13 protein-coding genes are annotated in these 15,076 nt (G+C 66.9%); 6 read left to right on the top strand and 7 right to left on the bottom strand.

Going from position 1 to position 15,076, the window contains the following annotated elements:
* Positions 1 to 81: 81 nt before the first annotated feature.
* Positions 82 to 258 (top strand): hypothetical protein, encoded by a 177-nt coding sequence (locus ABD970_RS10020; RefSeq protein ID WP_345295322.1) that lies wholly within the window; start codon positions 82 to 84, stop codon positions 256 to 258.
* A gap of 47 nt (positions 259 to 305) precedes the next feature.
* Here ABD970_RS10020 and ABD970_RS10025 read toward each other — a convergent pair whose 3' ends face one another.
* Together ABD970_RS10025 and ABD970_RS10030 are read right to left on the bottom strand one after the other, a co-directional pair.
* Positions 306 to 920 (bottom strand): rhomboid family intramembrane serine protease, encoded by a 615-nt coding sequence (locus tag ABD970_RS10025; RefSeq protein WP_345295323.1) that lies wholly within the window; start codon positions 918 to 920, stop codon positions 306 to 308.
* A 118-nt stretch (positions 921 to 1,038) separates the two neighbouring features.
* A complete protein-coding gene (locus ABD970_RS10030) occupies positions 1,039 to 1,668 on the bottom strand; it encodes a glutathione S-transferase family protein (protein WP_345295324.1) in 630 nt (209 codons plus the stop codon).
* Positions 1,669 to 1,797: 129 nt separating this feature from the next.
* Here ABD970_RS10030 and ABD970_RS10035 point away from each other — a divergent pair, with 129 nt between their 5' ends.
* The 4 genes from ABD970_RS10035 to ABD970_RS10050 all read left to right on the top strand — a co-directional run bounded on the left by ABD970_RS10035 (position 1,798) and on the right by ABD970_RS10050 (position 5,986).
* Positions 1,798 to 2,568 (top strand): hypothetical protein, encoded by a 771-nt coding sequence (locus tag ABD970_RS10035; RefSeq protein ID WP_345295325.1) that lies wholly within the window; start codon positions 1,798 to 1,800, stop codon positions 2,566 to 2,568.
* A 145-nt stretch (positions 2,569 to 2,713) separates the two neighbouring features.
* Positions 2,714 to 4,489, top strand: coding sequence for a M14 family metallopeptidase (locus ABD970_RS10040; protein ID WP_425563081.1), 1,776 nt, complete (start codon positions 2,714 to 2,716; stop codon positions 4,487 to 4,489).
* Positions 4,490 to 4,628: 139 nt separating this feature from the next.
* Positions 4,629 to 5,201 (top strand): sigma-70 family RNA polymerase sigma factor, encoded by a 573-nt coding sequence (locus ABD970_RS10045; protein ID WP_345295326.1) that lies wholly within the window; start codon positions 4,629 to 4,631, stop codon positions 5,199 to 5,201.
* Positions 5,198 to 5,986, top strand: coding sequence for an anti-sigma factor (locus ABD970_RS10050; protein WP_345295327.1), 789 nt, complete (start codon positions 5,198 to 5,200; stop codon positions 5,984 to 5,986). The genes ABD970_RS10045 and ABD970_RS10050 overlap by 4 nt, the downstream gene beginning before the upstream one ends.
* Positions 5,987 to 6,215: 229 nt before the next feature.
* Here ABD970_RS10050 and ABD970_RS10055 read toward each other — a convergent pair whose 3' ends face one another.
* The 4 genes from ABD970_RS10055 to ABD970_RS10070 all read right to left on the bottom strand — a co-directional run bounded on the left by ABD970_RS10055 (position 6,216) and on the right by ABD970_RS10070 (position 10,807).
* Positions 6,216 to 7,325: a GGDEF domain-containing protein gene (locus ABD970_RS10055; RefSeq protein WP_345295328.1), complete on the bottom strand. Its 1,110-nt coding sequence runs from the start codon at positions 7,323 to 7,325 to the stop codon at positions 6,216 to 6,218.
* 323 nt (positions 7,326 to 7,648) lie between these two features.
* Positions 7,649 to 8,260: a YdeI/OmpD-associated family protein gene (locus tag ABD970_RS10060; RefSeq protein ID WP_345295329.1), complete on the bottom strand. Its 612-nt coding sequence runs from the start codon at positions 8,258 to 8,260 to the stop codon at positions 7,649 to 7,651.
* On the bottom strand, positions 8,257 to 8,814 hold the full coding sequence (locus tag ABD970_RS10065; RefSeq protein WP_345295330.1) for an SRPBCC family protein: 558 nt from the start codon (positions 8,812 to 8,814) through the stop codon (positions 8,257 to 8,259). Before ABD970_RS10065 ends, ABD970_RS10060 begins: the two co-directional genes overlap by 4 nt.
* A 73-nt stretch (positions 8,815 to 8,887) precedes the next feature.
* Positions 8,888 to 10,807, bottom strand: a complete 1,920-nt coding sequence (locus ABD970_RS10070) for an ATP-binding cassette domain-containing protein (RefSeq protein ID WP_345295331.1) — start codon at positions 10,805 to 10,807, stop codon at positions 8,888 to 8,890.
* A 150-nt stretch (positions 10,808 to 10,957) separates the two neighbouring features.
* Here ABD970_RS10070 and ABD970_RS10075 point away from each other — a divergent pair, with 150 nt between their 5' ends.
* A complete protein-coding gene (locus ABD970_RS10075; RefSeq protein ID WP_345295332.1) occupies positions 10,958 to 13,048 on the top strand; it encodes a S8 family serine peptidase in 2,091 nt (696 codons plus the stop codon).
* 424 nt (positions 13,049 to 13,472) lie between these two features.
* Here the strand turns inward: ABD970_RS10075 and ABD970_RS10080 are convergent, their stop codons facing one another.
* Positions 13,473 to 15,044, bottom strand: coding sequence for a protein adenylyltransferase SelO (locus ABD970_RS10080; protein WP_345295715.1), 1,572 nt, complete (start codon positions 15,042 to 15,044; stop codon positions 13,473 to 13,475).
* Positions 15,045 to 15,076: the final 32 nt, after the last annotated feature.

Consider the following 15,076-nt stretch of genomic DNA (forward strand, 5'->3'; position numbering starts at 1 on the left):
CACTAGGCAAGCGAACCGCGTCACAGATTGGATTGGCACGAATGCTGCAGCTCTCCTTGCAGTCCACAGGAGAACGATGCCATGACCAACGTCGACCTTACGCAAGAGCAACACGCGGTTGCCAGGCTGCTCGAACTCTCGCAATCGGGGGATGTCGAGAACTCCGAGTTCACCCAACTGGGCCGTCAGATCTACGAAAGCATGTTCGAGACCTACCTGGGCCGCCCCAAGGCCGCGGATGGCGGATCGCGGGACTGACCGGATAGCTCGCGGACGGCAAGGGGCGTCGGGCCGAGGCCGCGGCCCTAGAGGAAGGACGGATTCGCGAGTCGCTGCAGGAAGCTGCCGACCACCCGGGGCTCCATGATCACCGTGAACAACACTCCGTAACCCGCGCCCCACAGGTGCGCGCTGTGGTTGATGTTGTCACCGCCCCGGCGGTCCATCCAGATCGAGTAGCCGACATAGAGCACCGCGTACAGGATGGCGGGCAGCGGCACGAAGAATACGAAGATCAGCGACCACGGTTGCACCAGGATGAACGCGAAGAGCACGGCCGAGACTGCCCCGGAGGCACCAAGGCTGCGGTAGTGCGCATCGTGCCGGTGACGCAGGTAGGTGGGCAGGATCGCCACCACGATCGCAGACAGGTAGAAGAGCGCGAATCCGGCCTGGCCGATGTAGGGCGTGAACAGCCGCTCCACGAGGCCGCCGAAGAAATACAGCGTGATCATGTTGAACAGCAGGTGCTGCCAGTCGGCATGGACGAAGCCATGCGTGACGAGGCGCTCGTACTGGTGGTGCCGGTCGATCGCCGGCGGCCAGAGGATCAGCCGATCGAGCAGGCGCGGCTTCTCGAATGCCTGCCACGACACCAGGACGGTCAGCGCGATCAACAGCAAGGTGACGAACGTGGTCATCGCGCGACAGCTCCGATCTTGCGCGACCGGACGGCCACACGGCCACCCGGGCATCGGCCAGCCAGGACGCGCCGCAAGGAACGGCGCGCCATGGTGGTACCACTCGCTCCAATCCCGGTCACCATTCGTCCAGACCCTCCCGATCACGCAGCACCGCGTAGGAGGGTCGAGACTTCAGCTTCCCTGCCAGCGCCGCAAGGTGGGACCACTGGGTTCCGGGTCGCTGCATCTTCCGCGACCAGCGCACCAGCATCGCCAGGTAGAAATCGGCGGCGGACAGGGACCTGCCCAGCAGCCAGGGGCCGGAGTCGGCGAGATGCCGGTCAAGGCGATCCCATTCGGCCGCGATCCGGGGCTCGGCGTGCGCCCGAACGGCATCGGCATGGTTCGCGCCCGCCGGCTCGTGCGGATACCACCACTGGCGGAACAACGGTTGCACGGCATTGGCCATGTGGAACATCCACTGGAGGAACTCTGCACGCCGCGATGAGTCCGGCGCCGGCGCGAGACCTGCGCCCGGATGCGAGTCGGCGAGGTGCAACATCAGCGCCGCCGCCTCGCCATGCGCGGTGCCGTCGATGAGCAGTGTCGGCACGACGCCGTTCGGGTTGAGCGCGAGGTATTCGGGCCGCTTCTGCTCGCCTGCCTCCAGGTCCACCGAAACCAGCTGGTGCGGCAATCCAAGCTCGAGTAACAGCCAGTGGACCGCCATGCTGGCGGCACCGGGGGCGTAGTAAAGGGTATGCATGCGCAAGACCGTCGTTGAAAGCTTCAGGGGGAGGTTAACCCTTTTTACGCCAGGCGGATGGCCGATTTAGCCAGTTGCCTGCGTTGCAAAGGAGGATCAAGGGGGTATCACCAACAGAGGGAGCACAACATGACTCATCTAAGCATCCGAGCCTGCCGAGCATGGCTGATCCTGCTAGTCGCGACATTCGCGTTATCGCCACTGCTGGCCGCTGCACAGGAGAACAATGTTTCAAGTGCGTGGGTCTTGTGGCCCAAGGCGGGGCATACAGAGCAATTCGAAAAGGCGATCCGCGAGCACGCCGAGTGGCGCAAGAAGGCCGGCGAGGGATTCACCTGGAATATCTACCAGCCAACCGTGGGCGATGACCTGGGGCATTACACGATTTTCAGCGGAGGCCACGCTTGGGCTGATTTTGACAAGAACCAGAAGTGGAGCATGGACAGCAAGGCAAGCGCCGCTTTCAATCGCGACGTGGCGCCGCATGTCGAGCGAGTTTCGCACTACTTCTACGAGAACGAGGACGACATCTCCTACTGGAATGTCGACAGGCAATTCCCGATGTACGCAGTCACCCGGATGAAGCTCGGCCCTGGCCAGTACGGCAACTTCCGCGCCGCCGTCAGCAAGGCACGTGAAGCCGCCACTGCCCAGAAGTACGGCGGCAACTGGTTGCTCCGCTCGGTTACCGGTGGGCAGGACGACATGACGCTGGTGATCCCGCATGACAGCTATGCCAGCATGTCCGGACCTTCGCCCACCTTCATCGAGGTGATGGCCAAGCACATGGGAGGCCAGGACAAGGCCGTGAAGAACATGACCGCGATCCAGTCGGCCATCGAAGGTGGTGACACCACGATCTACGTGTTCCGCCCGGATCTTTCGACCCCGGCAGACTGACTGATCGCGGCAGCACGCGACACCCGAATTGCCCGGCCGATCGGCCGGGCGATTCGCTTTCCAGCCGGTCGTCCCTCCCCTGCTTGGTCGCACGGCGCACATGCAGGCATCATGGGCACATCCAAATCGCCTGATAGCCCGACTCATGCGCTACATCCCTTCTCGCCTGTTGCTGGCACTGCTGCTTGCATTCATCGCCACCGCGCCTGCGGCGCAAGACCGCCTGACCACTGTTGCCGAACGCTCCGGATTCAGGGAGACGGGCCGGTATCAGGAAGTCGTCTCGCTCTGCCATGACTACGCCAGGCGTTACGCGGACGCCGTGCGCTGCAGCAGTTTCGGCACGACGCCGGAAGGACGGCCGATGCAGCTCCTGGTCGCATCGCGCACCGGTGCGCTGACTGCCGGGCAGGCGCGGGCACGCAAGCTCCCGGTAGTGCTCGTGCAAGGCGGCATCCACGCCGGCGAGATCGACGGCAAGGACGCCGGGTTCCTGGCATTGCGCGAGATCCTCGAAGGCCAGGCCGCAACCGGCGCACTGGATCGACTCGTCGTGCTCTTCGTGCCCGTGTTCAACGTCGATGGCCACGAGCGCTTCGGTCGCTGGAACCGTCCCAACCAGCGTGGGCCGGAGCAGATGGGCTGGCGGACCACGGCGCAGAACCACAACCTCAACCGCGACTACCTCAAGGCCGACGCGCCGGAGATGCGCGCGATGCTGGGGCTCGTTGACGAATGGGATCCGCTCCTGACCATCGACCTGCACGCCACCAACGGCGCGAAGTTCCAGCACGACATCTCGATCCAGGTCGAACCCCTCCATTCCGGCGACGCCGCGCTGCGCAAGATCGGCCGCGACCTGCGCGATGGCGTCATCGACGACCTCTCGACCCAAGGCTCGCTGCCGCTGCCGTTCTACCCCTCGTTCGTCGAGGACGACAACCCCGCTTCCGGTTTTGCGGACGGCGTTGCGCCCCCCCGCTTCTCGCACGGCTATTTCCCGCTCCGCAACCGGTTCGCGATGCTGGTGGAAACGCATTCCTGGAAGGAGTACCCGGCCCGCGTCCGGGCCACGCGCAATACCGTCGTCTCCGCGCTGGAACGCGCCGCCGCGCAAGGGCAGGCGTGGATGCGCGAAGCAGCCAGCGCCGACCTCCGAGCAGCCAGGCTGGCGGGCAAGCCGGTGCCCCTGGACTACAAGGCCGACGAAGCCGTGCGCACCATCGACTTCAGGGGCTATGCCTATGCGCGGACCCCCTCGGAGGTGTCCGGTGCGCTGATGACCCGTTACGACGAGGCCGCGCCGGTGGTCTGGCGCATTCCCCTGCGGGACCGGGTCGAACCGGGCGCGGTGGTCACCGCCCCGAAGGGCGGCTACATCGTGCCCGCGATGCATGCCCGATGGGTGGGAGAGGCGCTGGGCCGCCATGGCATCACGTTCCGCACGCTGGACGAGTCCGTGCCGCGCGCGAGGGTCCAGGCGTTCCGCGCCGACAGTGCCGAGTTCGCGGCGGGCTCCACGGAAAGCCACCAGCGCCTGTCGCTGGTCGGCCAATGGAAACCCGAACGCCGCACCGTGGATCCGGGTGCGCTGTTCGTCCCCATCGCGCAGCCGCTGTCGAGGGTGGTCGTCGCCATGCTGGAACCGCAGGCGCCGGACTCACTGGTGTCCTGGGGCATGTTCAACAACCACTTCGAGCGCAAGGAGTACATGGAGGCCTACGTGGCCGAGGAAGTCGCCCGCGAAATGCTGGCCCGGGACAGCGGACTGCGGAAGGAATTCGCGCGCAAACTGCGCGAGGACCCTGCGTTCGCTGCCAGCCCGCGGGCGCGACTCGAGTTCTTCTACCGCCGCCATTCCTCCTGGGATGAGCGCTACAACCTCTATCCGGTGCTGCGCACGGCAACGGTGCCCCGGTGACGAGTCGGCACGCGAAGTCGGGCATACGCAGCTCCCGCGCTCCCGGATGCATGGTTGGAGCCACGCCGAGGTGTTCACCCCGCGTCCTGCCCTGTCCATGCTAAAACCTTGCCGCGACCCCGATGGAGCGGAACCAGAGATGAATGCAGCCGCGGACACCGCCGATGCAGACCGAGACCGGCTCCGCGCCTTGCTGCTAGCGACCGCGGGCGGGGACCGCTCTGCCTTCGAGGACCTCTACTCGCGCACGTCGGCGAAACTATTCGGCATCTGCGTGCGTATCTTGAATGAACGCACCCAGGCGGAAGAGGCATTGCAGGACGTGTACATGGCAATCTGGCAGAAGGCAGGCATGTACGACGGCGAACGCGCCAGCCCGATCACGTGGCTGGCGATGATCGCGCGCAACAAGTCGATCGATTACCTGCGCTCCGGCAAGTCCGATCGGCTGTCGCAGCCGCTGGACCTGGCGGCCGAACTCCAGGACGACGACGCGAGCGTGTCCGAACTCGCTGCCGCGCACGTCGACAATCGCCGCCTGCACGGCTGCCTCGACCAACTCGACGATAACCAGCGGAAGGTCATCCATACCGCCTTCTTCGAAGGCTGCACCTACGACGAGATCGCCATCCGCAGCGAGACGCCGCTTGGCACGGTGAAAAGCTGGGTCCGCCGTGGCCTGATCAAGCTCAAGGCCTGCCTGCAGGGATGAACACGACCCACGAAGAGATCCCCGACAACGACGACCTGCTCGCGGCGGAGTACGTGCTCGGGCTGCTGGATCCCGGAATGCGTCGCGATGCGGCGGCCCGCCTGCAACACGATGTCGCGTTCAAAGCTCTCGTTGCGGATTGGGAATCGCGCTTTTCGCCATGGCTCGCGGAGATCGCCCCTGTGGCTGTCCCTTCGGCTGCCTGGCCGCGCATTCGCTCCGCCTTGGGCTGGCATGGGCACGGTCGATCGGCGACACCGCCGGCGTCGGCCGCGGCACCATCGTTGTGGGAACGCATCTCCTTCTGGCGCGGCATGGCCCTGGGGGGCGTCGCCGTCGCCGCGGCTAGCGTCGCGGCGCTGGCCATCAGCCTGCGCACCGCGCCGGAACCGATCGATCCTAGCCCTTCGGCACCCATGGCAAGGATTCCGGTGTCCTCGCCGGGCCCCGCGGCGCCAATGGCCGTTTCCCTCGTCGCCGACGATGGCAGTGCCACGTACAACGCCGTGATGAACCCGGATACCGGTGTCATCGTGCTGGTGCCCGTCAACGTGCCCGAGGACGCCCGGGTCCCGGAGCTGTGGTTGATCGGGGACGATGGCGTGCCGAAATCGCTCGGCGTGATCGCCCGCGACCGCGCGCAGCAGGTTCGGATCCCTGATTCGGTGCGCAAGGCCGCCGAAGCCGATGCCGTGTTCGCCATTTCCCTCGAGCCCGAAGGTGGTTCGCCGACCGGCGCGCCGACGGGTCCGGTCGTCGCCAAGGGCAACCTGATCAAGCTTTGATCGGCGTCAATGGGCGGGATTCGGGGCCTCCGCCCCCGGCATGCCAAGCGGGCATCGCGCTCCTGCACCCTGCGTTCTCCCAGGCTCGCGGTCCGGGCGCCGCTCACGGCTCCCAATCGAAGCGCTTGGACGAGTCCGGATCAATGATCCGCGCGCGGGCGCGCTTGGATCCCCATGGCATGGATCACCGCGCAGAGTCGAAGCCCGCGCCGCGCGATGGATCTTGCGGTCAGCAGGCGCGCTCCACCGGGCGTCGCCGGGAGGATGAGGTATAGATCGGGAAATCGATCCCGGTGCGATTGCCTCCGGCCGCCTTGGCCCGGTACATGGCCGCGTCGGCATGCTTCATCCAGTCTTCGCTGGTGGCGAATGTCTCGTCAATCTCCGCCAGCCCGATGCTCAACGTGCAGTCCTCGCTAGCCGCCTCACTCCCACGCAACTCGAGGAAGTGCGTCCTGATGCGTTCCGCCACTTCGCGAGCATCCTTGATGTCCGCCTCCGTGACGAAAACCGCGAACTCGTCGCCCCCGATGCGGGCAGCCATGTCGAAGGGACGGATCGACCTGACCAATCCCGCGGCGACCTGGCGGAGGACCTGGTCGCCGACCGCGTGTCCGTGCCGGTCGTTGACGTTCTTGAAATTGTCGACATCCACGACCATGAGCACCGCCGGGCGCTCCGTGCGCTGGTGGCGCGCCAGTTCCTTGGCGATCTGTTCCTCCCAGTGGCGGCGATTGGGGAGGCTGGTCAGCACGTCGGTGCGATTGAGTCGATCGAGGTCCTGGTTCTGGCTGACGACCTTGCGTGCCAGCAGGTAAAGCACGGTACTGATCGCGACCGGATAGGCGAAGAGCAAGGGGAGCGTCGCCAGCACCACCGGCATCGAGCTCTGCGGGCGGATGCCCAGCCCCAGCGAGGCCGCGGTCACCAGGCTCACCACGAGCAGCAAGAGCAACGTCCTGCCCATGAATTGCCAACCGGCCATGCCGACCTTGTCGATCGAGAGCATGGTCACCACCACCACGCTCGGTAGCACGTTGAACTCCATGATCGCGATGCAGACGCCGCCCAGCACCGAATCGAAGACCTTGTTCCGCATTTCGGTATCCAGGACGTCCAGGCTGTGCCGGACGTTCCAGCTGGCCACGTGAGGCCAGCCGAAGCCGATCAGGAGGGTGATGATCCAGAACATCGGGCCTGCGGCCCGTTCGTAAAGGACCATGGCGACGGGCAGCACCCCGAGGGCGCATCCGAGCACACGGATCCACAGGACACGCTCGAGCAGTTCGCGCTCTTCGGGGGGCGCCTCCCTACTGATCCCGGGTCCGATGTATTTCAACGTTGCGGCGCCTCTCCCATGGGTGTCGCACCCCTGCCGTCCCGGCGCGCCCGACCAACAGCAACCGGGTGCCGACCGGAATGACCTCGCGGGAAGCTCGGCAGCGGCATCGCGCCGTCCATCGCAACGCCCGGCCGCGCCGGCGCGCCCCTCCCCGATGGATACCCCGGATTAACGCGCGATCCCGGGCGAAAGGCAAGTCGCGCAGCGTTCCGAACCGCAGGCGTCCCTTTGCGCAGTACTCATGCCGGGGAAATCGGGTCCGGGCGCCAGCGGGAACCATGGTGGCCAAAACCCTCCGGCTGGCCCCCGGGACTGACGTTTCAGCGTCGAATGTATTTCCAGTTCCTGGGCTTGCCCTCCGCCAGCCATTCCAGCGCCTGCGCGAGCCGACGATCCCGGGTTTCGGCCCGTCTGGCCTCGGTGATCCACTCGATGTATTCCCGCCGCCCGCTTGGCGGTAACCCCTCGAACGTCGCCCGGGCCGCGGCATGTTCCTCCCGCCCGAATGCAGCCTTGAGCCCGGCGGGAAGGCCGGGCATCGCACGGGACCCGGGCGACTTGCGCGCGACGGGCTGGTCGGCATCCGCTTCATTCACACGCGCAGCCTTGCGTATCCATGCGGCCAGCTGCCTGTCGGAGGGCAGGTCCCCGGGACCACGCAGTTTTCCCAGGCTGCCCATGCCTTCCGGTTTCGTCGCCTCGCCCAGGACCAGCGCATGCCTCCAGAATCCGAACGCCACGTGCTGCTTGAACGCCGCCATGTGGCACAGGATGGTGCCGGCGTGCATGAAGGTCGGCATGCCCCATTTGATGGTTTCCTGCGCCGCGGGGCAGGCTTCGTGCACCAGCGCGCGCAAATGCGAGAGCAAGGGCCGGGCGAACGCGGCAGACCGTGAGATGTAGGCATCCACGCGCGGGTCGCGCTCGCTCATGGCGCAGGCTCGTCCTCGCTCGTCCCCGCGCCTTCCATCTTGCCCAGGAAATCCGCCAGTCCTTGCAGTTGCCTGGCCTGGACCTTGTCGACGATCGCGGCGAACGACGTGAGGTCGTCGGGCGTGTAGCCGCCTGCCCGGTACCACCAGGTGACCCGGGTCCCGGAGGCCACTGGCTCCAGCCGCCATTCCATGGCGCCGCCGAGCCCCATGCCCTGCAATGGCCCCAGCCCGCCGACCATGCGCAACAGCTTGTCCGGTTCCACGAAGACGACGGCCATGTGGCGGGCTTGCCGTGCACCGTCGCGTTCGCAGAAACATCCGCCGGCGCGGGGCTCGATCGACAGCGTCGACGCATCCCCCCACCACGAATGGTCCTTCGGCCACCAGCGGTCGATGTCATGGACCAGCGCCCGCCACGTGGTGGCGGGATCGGCGGCGACGGTGCGCGCATTTTCGATCGTGAATCCTTGGGGCACGGCCTCCTTGACCTCGGCTCCGGCCTCGAGCGCGAAGACAAGCAGCCAGCCCGCGACGGCGATTCGCCAACCCATGGTGCGTCTCCCTGTCAGAACCCCGACCAATTAATGCGCGATCGCCGGGCCAAGGCAAGTCGCACCTGCGCAATCAGTCGGTGGCACCCAGGGTTTCGAGCTGCTCCCAGCGCGCGTAAGCGGCTTCAAGCTCCGCCTGCAGTTCGCCCAGGCGGGCGTGATGGGCGACGATCTGCGCGGAGTCGCCCTGGTAGAAGCCAGGATTGTTGGCCGTCCGGGTAATGTGCGCCATCTGCTCTTCCAGCGCCTCGATCCGCGCCGGAAGCTCCTTGAGCTCCTGCGCATCGCGGTAACCAAGCTTTGCCTTGCGGCGTAAGTCGCGCGCGTCCTGCACCCGCTCCTCGGCAGGCTTCGCCGAAGCGGCCGCGACGTCCCGCGTCACCGCGCGGTCGAGCCCCGTTGAAGGCACGGTGGGCCTGCGCTGCCGCAACCAGTCGCTGTATCCGCCGACGTACTCGCCGACGCGGCCATCACCCTCCATCACCAGCGTCGATGTGACCACGTTGTCCAGGAAGTCGCGGTCGTGGCTGACCAGCAGCAGCGTCCCGGGGTAGTCGGCGAGCAATTCCTCCAGCAGTTCCAGGGTCTCGACGTCGAGGTCGTTCGTCGGCTCGTCCATCACCAGCAGGTTCGACGGCTGCGCGAACAGCCTCGCCAGCAGCAGGCGGTTGCGTTCTCCTCCGGAAAGACGGGTGATGGGCGCCCGGGCGCGTTCCGGTGTGAACAGGAAGTCCTGGAGGTAGCCGACCACGTGCTTGCGTGCCCCGCCGACCTCGACGAACTCCAGCCCTTCTGCCACGTTCTCGATCGCGTTCCAGTCCTCGCGCAGCGCCGACCGGTACTGGTCGAAGTAGGCGACCTGCAACTGGGTGCCCGTGCGGACTTCGCCGGCCTGTGGCCGCAGCTCGCCCAGCAGCAGCTTGAGCAGGGTGGTCTTTCCGCTGCCATTGGGTCCTACGAGGCCGATCCGGTCGCCGCGCAGGATGGTGGTGGAGAAATCGCGCACCAGTGGCGCACCGCCGTGGCTGAAACAGACGTCGACCGCCTCGATGACCTTCTTGCCCGAAAATCCTGCGTCGGCCGCCTGCATCCTCACGCTGCCGGCCGACTCGCGGCGCCGTGCACGCTCGGTGCGCATGGCCTGCAGCCGGCGCACGCGGCCCTCGTCCCGTGTCCGCCGCGCCTTGATGCCTTGGCGGATCCATGCCTCCTCCTGCGCCAGCAGCTTGTCGAAACGTGCGCGCTCCCGCGCCTCGGCATTGAGCCTCTCCTCGCGGCGGCGCACGTAGTTGTCCCAGTCGCCCGGCCAGCTGCTGAGCTGGCCGCGGTCGATCTCGACGATGCGCGTGGCCAGTGCCCGCAGGAACCGTCGATCATGGGTGACGAACACCAGCGCACCCGGCCAATCGCGCAGGAACCCCTCCAGCCAGTCGATCGCGGCGATGTCCAGGTGGTTGGTCGGCTCGTCGAGCAGCAGGACATCCGGCGAGGCCACCAGCGCCTGCGCCAGCAGCACGCGCCGCTTCATGCCACCCGACAGGCGATCGAAGGCCGCGTCCCCGTCCAGTTGCAGCCGCTCCAGGACGCCCATCACCGCCTGGTCCAGCGACCAGCCGCCACCCGCCTCGATCCGCGCCTGCACCACCGCCAACGCTTTCAGGTCGACATGGGACGCATGCGCGAGCCGGTGGTACTCGGCCAGGTCGGCACCCAGGGCACCCAAGCCCGCCGCGACCACGTCGAAGACCGTGCCGGCCGCTGCGTCGGGCACCTCCTGCTCCAGCCGCGAGACCACCACGCCGTCCTCGCGACGGATCTGGCCATCGTCCGGGGCCAGTTCGCCGGCAAGCAGGCGCATCAAGGTCGACTTGCCCGCACCGTTGCGGCCGATCAATGCGATGCGCTCGCCGCGTTCGATGGAGAAATCCACGCGTTCGAGCAGGAGGGGGCCCCCGACGCTGTAGTCGACGGCATTCAGTGTGAGCAGCGGCATGCGGGCATTGTACGGAGCGGGCCAAGCTGAGCGTTGCTTGAACCGCCCCGCCGCTGGGTGTTTTCCCCCGGGCGGCTGGGGGAAAGTCCCGATGCGCGGCGGTCGTGCCATGGCGCACCGTGCGATCAACCCCGTCCACAAGGTGCCGCCATGAACCGCCATCCTCGCCATTCCTCCCTCACGCGCAGCGCGCTGGGCCTGGCCATCGGCCTCGGCCTGTCCTTCGGCGCACAGGCGGAAGGCCTGATCTCCCCGGACTTGCAGAAGCGCCTGCTGACCTCGCCGGTCCACGAAGTCATCGTCACCTTCAGCGACCGCAGCCAGGCCTCGAAGCTCAACACGCTGACCACCAAGGTGCGGCACCTCAACGAGCTGCCGATGTCGGGCGCGCTGTTGACCAGCGCCCAGGTCCAGCAGGTCGCCGCCTGGCCGGGCGTGGAAAGCATCTACTTCAACGCGCCGCTCGACTACTTCAACTACGAGGCCGGCGAGATCACCGGCGGCCACGTCGTCCACGACCAGATCCAGCTCAAGGGCGCGGGCGTGACGGTGGCCGTGCTGGATTCCGGTCTCGACGCCAACCACCCGGACCTGCAGTACGGCACCAAGACGATCCAGAACGTCAAGATCGTCGGAGACCTGGGCCTGGTCGGCACGACCGCCTACCTCGAGAACCAGCTCAACACCGACACCAGCAGCGGCCACGGCACGCACGTGTCCGGTACCGTCGGCGGGACCGGCGCCGCATCGGCGGGCGACGAGCGCCGCGCGAACTATTACGCCGGCATCGCGCCGGAGGCCTTCCTGGTTGGGCTCGGCACCGGCGAAGGCCTGAACATTCTGTTCGCGCTGGAAGGCTTCGACTACGCGCTCGCGAACCAGCAGCGCTACTCGATCGACATCATCACCAACTCGTGGGGCAGCTCCAACAGCGTCTACGACCCCAACAACCCGATCAACAAGGCGAGCTACGAGGCCTATCGCCGCGGCATGGTGGTGTCCTTCGCGGCGGGCAACGACGGTCCCGACGAGGACACGATCAATCCCTACGCCATCGTCCCCTGGGTGATCAACGTGGGGTCCGGCACCAAGGCAGGCGACCTCTCCAGCTTCTCCAGCCAGGGAGTGGCCGGCGACACCTACAAGCACATCGACGTGGTCGCGCCCGGTTCCAGCATCTGCTCGACGCGCGCACCCGGCACCGCCGTGGGCGCCCTTGGCCCGGTCGTCGATCCGGCGCATCCGTCCTACACCGCCTACTACCACTGCATCAGCGGAACCAGCATGGCGACGCCGTTCGTCGCCGGCACGGCCGCGCTGCTGCTGGAAGCCAACCCGGAGCTCTCGCCCGACCAGATCGAGCAGATCCTCATGCAGACCGCCACGCCGATGCCCGCATACGCCTTCCATGAGGTCGGCGCCGGCTACATCAACGTGCTGGCGGCCGTGGAACTGGCATCGCGAACCCAGGGCCAGCGCCAGGAGTTCCTCAACGGCGCCACGGCGTGGTCGAGCCAGGGCGTGTGGAACAAGGTCGCCGACAACTCGAACATGCTTGCCTACTCCGGCAACTGGCGCGCCGTGTCCGATGCGAACGCCAGCGACGGCAGCTACGCCTCGGCCAAGGTGAGCAAGAAGTCCGTGCCCCGGCTCAATTTCGCCTTCCAGGGCAGCTCGGCCCAGTTGCTCTATCCGCGCGACAGCCGGGGCGGGCTGGCGGACGTCTACGTCGACGGGATCCATCGCGGGCAGATGAGCTTCTACAGCGCGACCGCCGACAACGCCGGCCGCCTGCCGCTCGTCGGCTTGGGCAACGGCTTGCACACGGTTGAAGTCCGGGGCGCCTACGGCTCGGTCTACTTCGATGGCGCCTTGATCGATGGCTCGCTCAAGCCCATCGGCACCAGGCTCGTGGATGAGACGACGACGTTCACCGGCACGATGGGCCCGTCCGTCGAGAACCTCGAGATCGACGAGTTCCCGTTCGAAGTCGGGACCGACGTGACCACCATCAAGGCTTCGATCACTTGGGACGGCGGCGTCGACATCGACTTCGCCCTGGTCGATCCCAACGGCAACGAAGTCGCTTCCGGCGCCACGCTGGCCAACCCGGAGGTGCTCGAGTTCAACGTGGTGACCCCCGGCACCTACAAGTACCTGGTCAAGGGCTATGCGACGCTGGTCGCCAACTACACGCTGGACAGCACCCTGACCCGCGCGGTGGTCACCCCGCAACCCTGACCCAGTCCGTTCCCCTCGGCCCACGGAAGGGGCCTGGCCGGCGCCACACGCGCCGGCCTTTTTATTGGCCGGCCGCCGGCGCCGACCCACTTCTCCGGCGCACGGAAGCGCAGTACATTGGCGCCGTCATCGACCACACGCCACAGGAGAGCGCCATGGCCAAGGGCCTGGACAAGAAGAAGGAAGCCAAGAAAAAGCCCGAGAAGTCCTTGAAGGAGAAACGCGCGGCGAAGAAGGAAAAGAAGACCGGCAAGTAAAGTCGTTGGTGGGCTGCGGATCGACGCCGGCCACCTCCTGGTTCCCGATCCGTGCCAACACCGGGGGGCCATTGCGGCCGGGCTTCGGACAGACCGTCGCGTGACGGCGGTCCAAGAGTGGCGAAGCAACGACCCCTCGCCCCAGCGCGCGCCCGGCCCCGGGTGCGCTAGGAGCTGCAGGACAACATCGAACAGCCGGCGCGATCCTTCGCCCAGTCGGGGCGCCTGGCGGCGAACGCTTCCCGTCCCGGTTGCTCGTCGTAGGGCCTTCGCATGACCTCCATCAGTTCCGTGACCCCGCTGATGTCGCCCTCGTGGGCGCGGTCGATGGCCTGCTGGGCCAGGTAGTTGCGCAGCACGTACTTCGGATTGGCTGCATCCATGCGCGCCCGGCGTTCGCGCGCCGGCAAGGGATCGTCGCGCAACCGCGCCGCGTAGCGCTGCATCCAGCCTGCCAGCGCCTCCCCGCAGGCCCGCCGCTTCGCCTCGTCGTAGAACGCCGCATCCACGGCCTCAAGGCCTGGCGAGCGCACATCGAGGTCTGCCAGTCCACGGAACCAGAGGGTCATGTCGACCTCGCCCTCGTGGAGGAGTCCCTGAAGCGCCTGCATCAGTTCCGCATCGTCTTCCCGGTAATCGGCCAGGCCGAGCTTGTTGACGATGTTGCCGCGCTCGGCGCGGTCGTAGGCCGCGACGTACGCATCCAGGCCTGCCTGCAACGGCTCGACGGATGCGAACAACGGCGACAGCGCCTGCGCCAACCGCGAGAGGTTCCAATGCGCGACCCTGGGTTGCCAGCCGAAGCGGTACCGCCGGCCCTGCGCGTCGGTCGTGTTCGGCGTCCAGTCCGGATCGTAGTCGTCGATCCAGCCATAGGGCCCGTAATCGATGGTCAAGCCCAGGATGGACATGTTGTCCGTGTTCATGACGCCGTGCACGAACCCGACCCGCATCCAGTGCGCCACCATCGCTGCCGTGCGTTCGCACACCTGGCTGAACCACGTCGCATACAGGTTCTCGTCGAAAACGCCGTCTTGCCTAAGCTGGCCGAAGGATGCGCCGGGGTGCGCCAGCAGTTCGGGGAAATCCCGCAAGATGCAAACGTCTGCCAGCAGGCGGAGCAGGTCGATGTCGCCCCGCGAAGCCGGCAGCTCGAAGCTTCCGAACCGGAGGAACGACGGCGCGACCCGGCAGACGATGGCCCCGGGCTCGGCCTCGGGATGCCCGTCGTAGAACATGTCGCGGACCACCTGCTCTCCCGTGGCGACCAGCGACAACGCACGCGTCGTCGGGACGCCGAGATGGTGCATCGCCTCGCTGCACAGGAATTCCCGGATCGAGGAGCGCAGCACCGCCCTGCCGTCGGCCGTCCGTGAATACGGGGTCAGGCCCGCACCCTTGAGTTGCAACTCCCAGCGTTCGCCGTCCTGGTTCACCAGCTCGCCCAGCGAGATCGCCCGTCCGTCACCCAATTGCCCGGCCCAATGGCCGAATTGGTGGCCGCCATAGTTGGCGGCATGGGGCGCCATGCCCGTCAGCAGCGCATTGCCCGAAAGCGCCGCCAGCATCGCATCCGACCGCATGTCGTCAGCACTCAAGCCCAGCGTGGACGCCATGTCCGTGGACCAGGCGAGCATGCGGGGACTCGCCACGGGTGACGGCGGTGCATGCGACCACACCGCGCCCAGGACCTGGCGCCGATGCGCGCCGTGCTCCGGATCGCCCGGCAGCATCTGCATCAACGTGGACTCGAAACGGCGTGGCAAACCCA

The sequence above is a fragment of the Luteimonas vadosa genome (assembly GCF_039543545.1).
Classification (GTDB): domain Bacteria; phylum Pseudomonadota; class Gammaproteobacteria; order Xanthomonadales; family Xanthomonadaceae; genus Luteimonas; species Luteimonas vadosa.

Excerpts from the sequence above, each read along its gene's own strand:
- ABD970_RS10020 (WP_345295322.1), top strand. The coding sequence starts at position 82 with ATGACCAACGTCGACCTTACGCAAGAGCAACACGCGGTTGCCAGGCTG.
- ABD970_RS10025 (WP_345295323.1), bottom strand. The coding sequence starts at position 920 with ATGACCACGTTCGTCACCTTGCTGTTGATCGCGCTGACCGTCCTGGTG.
- ABD970_RS10030 (WP_345295324.1), bottom strand. The coding sequence starts at position 1,668 with ATGCATACCCTTTACTACGCCCCCGGTGCCGCCAGCATGGCGGTCCAC.
- ABD970_RS10035 (WP_345295325.1), top strand. The coding sequence starts at position 1,798 with ATGACTCATCTAAGCATCCGAGCCTGCCGAGCATGGCTGATCCTGCTA.
- ABD970_RS10040 (WP_425563081.1), top strand. The coding sequence starts at position 2,714 with ATGCGCTACATCCCTTCTCGCCTGTTGCTGGCACTGCTGCTTGCATTC.
- ABD970_RS10045 (WP_345295326.1), top strand. The coding sequence starts at position 4,629 with ATGAATGCAGCCGCGGACACCGCCGATGCAGACCGAGACCGGCTCCGC.
- ABD970_RS10050 (WP_345295327.1), top strand. The coding sequence starts at position 5,198 with ATGAACACGACCCACGAAGAGATCCCCGACAACGACGACCTGCTCGCG.
- ABD970_RS10060 (WP_345295329.1), bottom strand. The coding sequence starts at position 8,260 with ATGAGCGAGCGCGACCCGCGCGTGGATGCCTACATCTCACGGTCTGCC.
- ABD970_RS10065 (WP_345295330.1), bottom strand. The coding sequence starts at position 8,814 with ATGGGTTGGCGAATCGCCGTCGCGGGCTGGCTGCTTGTCTTCGCGCTC.
- ABD970_RS10070 (WP_345295331.1), bottom strand. The coding sequence starts at position 10,807 with ATGCCGCTGCTCACACTGAATGCCGTCGACTACAGCGTCGGGGGCCCC.
- ABD970_RS10075 (WP_345295332.1), top strand. The coding sequence starts at position 10,958 with ATGAACCGCCATCCTCGCCATTCCTCCCTCACGCGCAGCGCGCTGGGC.
- ABD970_RS10080 (WP_345295715.1), bottom strand. The coding sequence starts at position 15,044 with ATGCAGATGCTGCCGGGCGATCCGGAGCACGGCGCGCATCGGCGCCAG.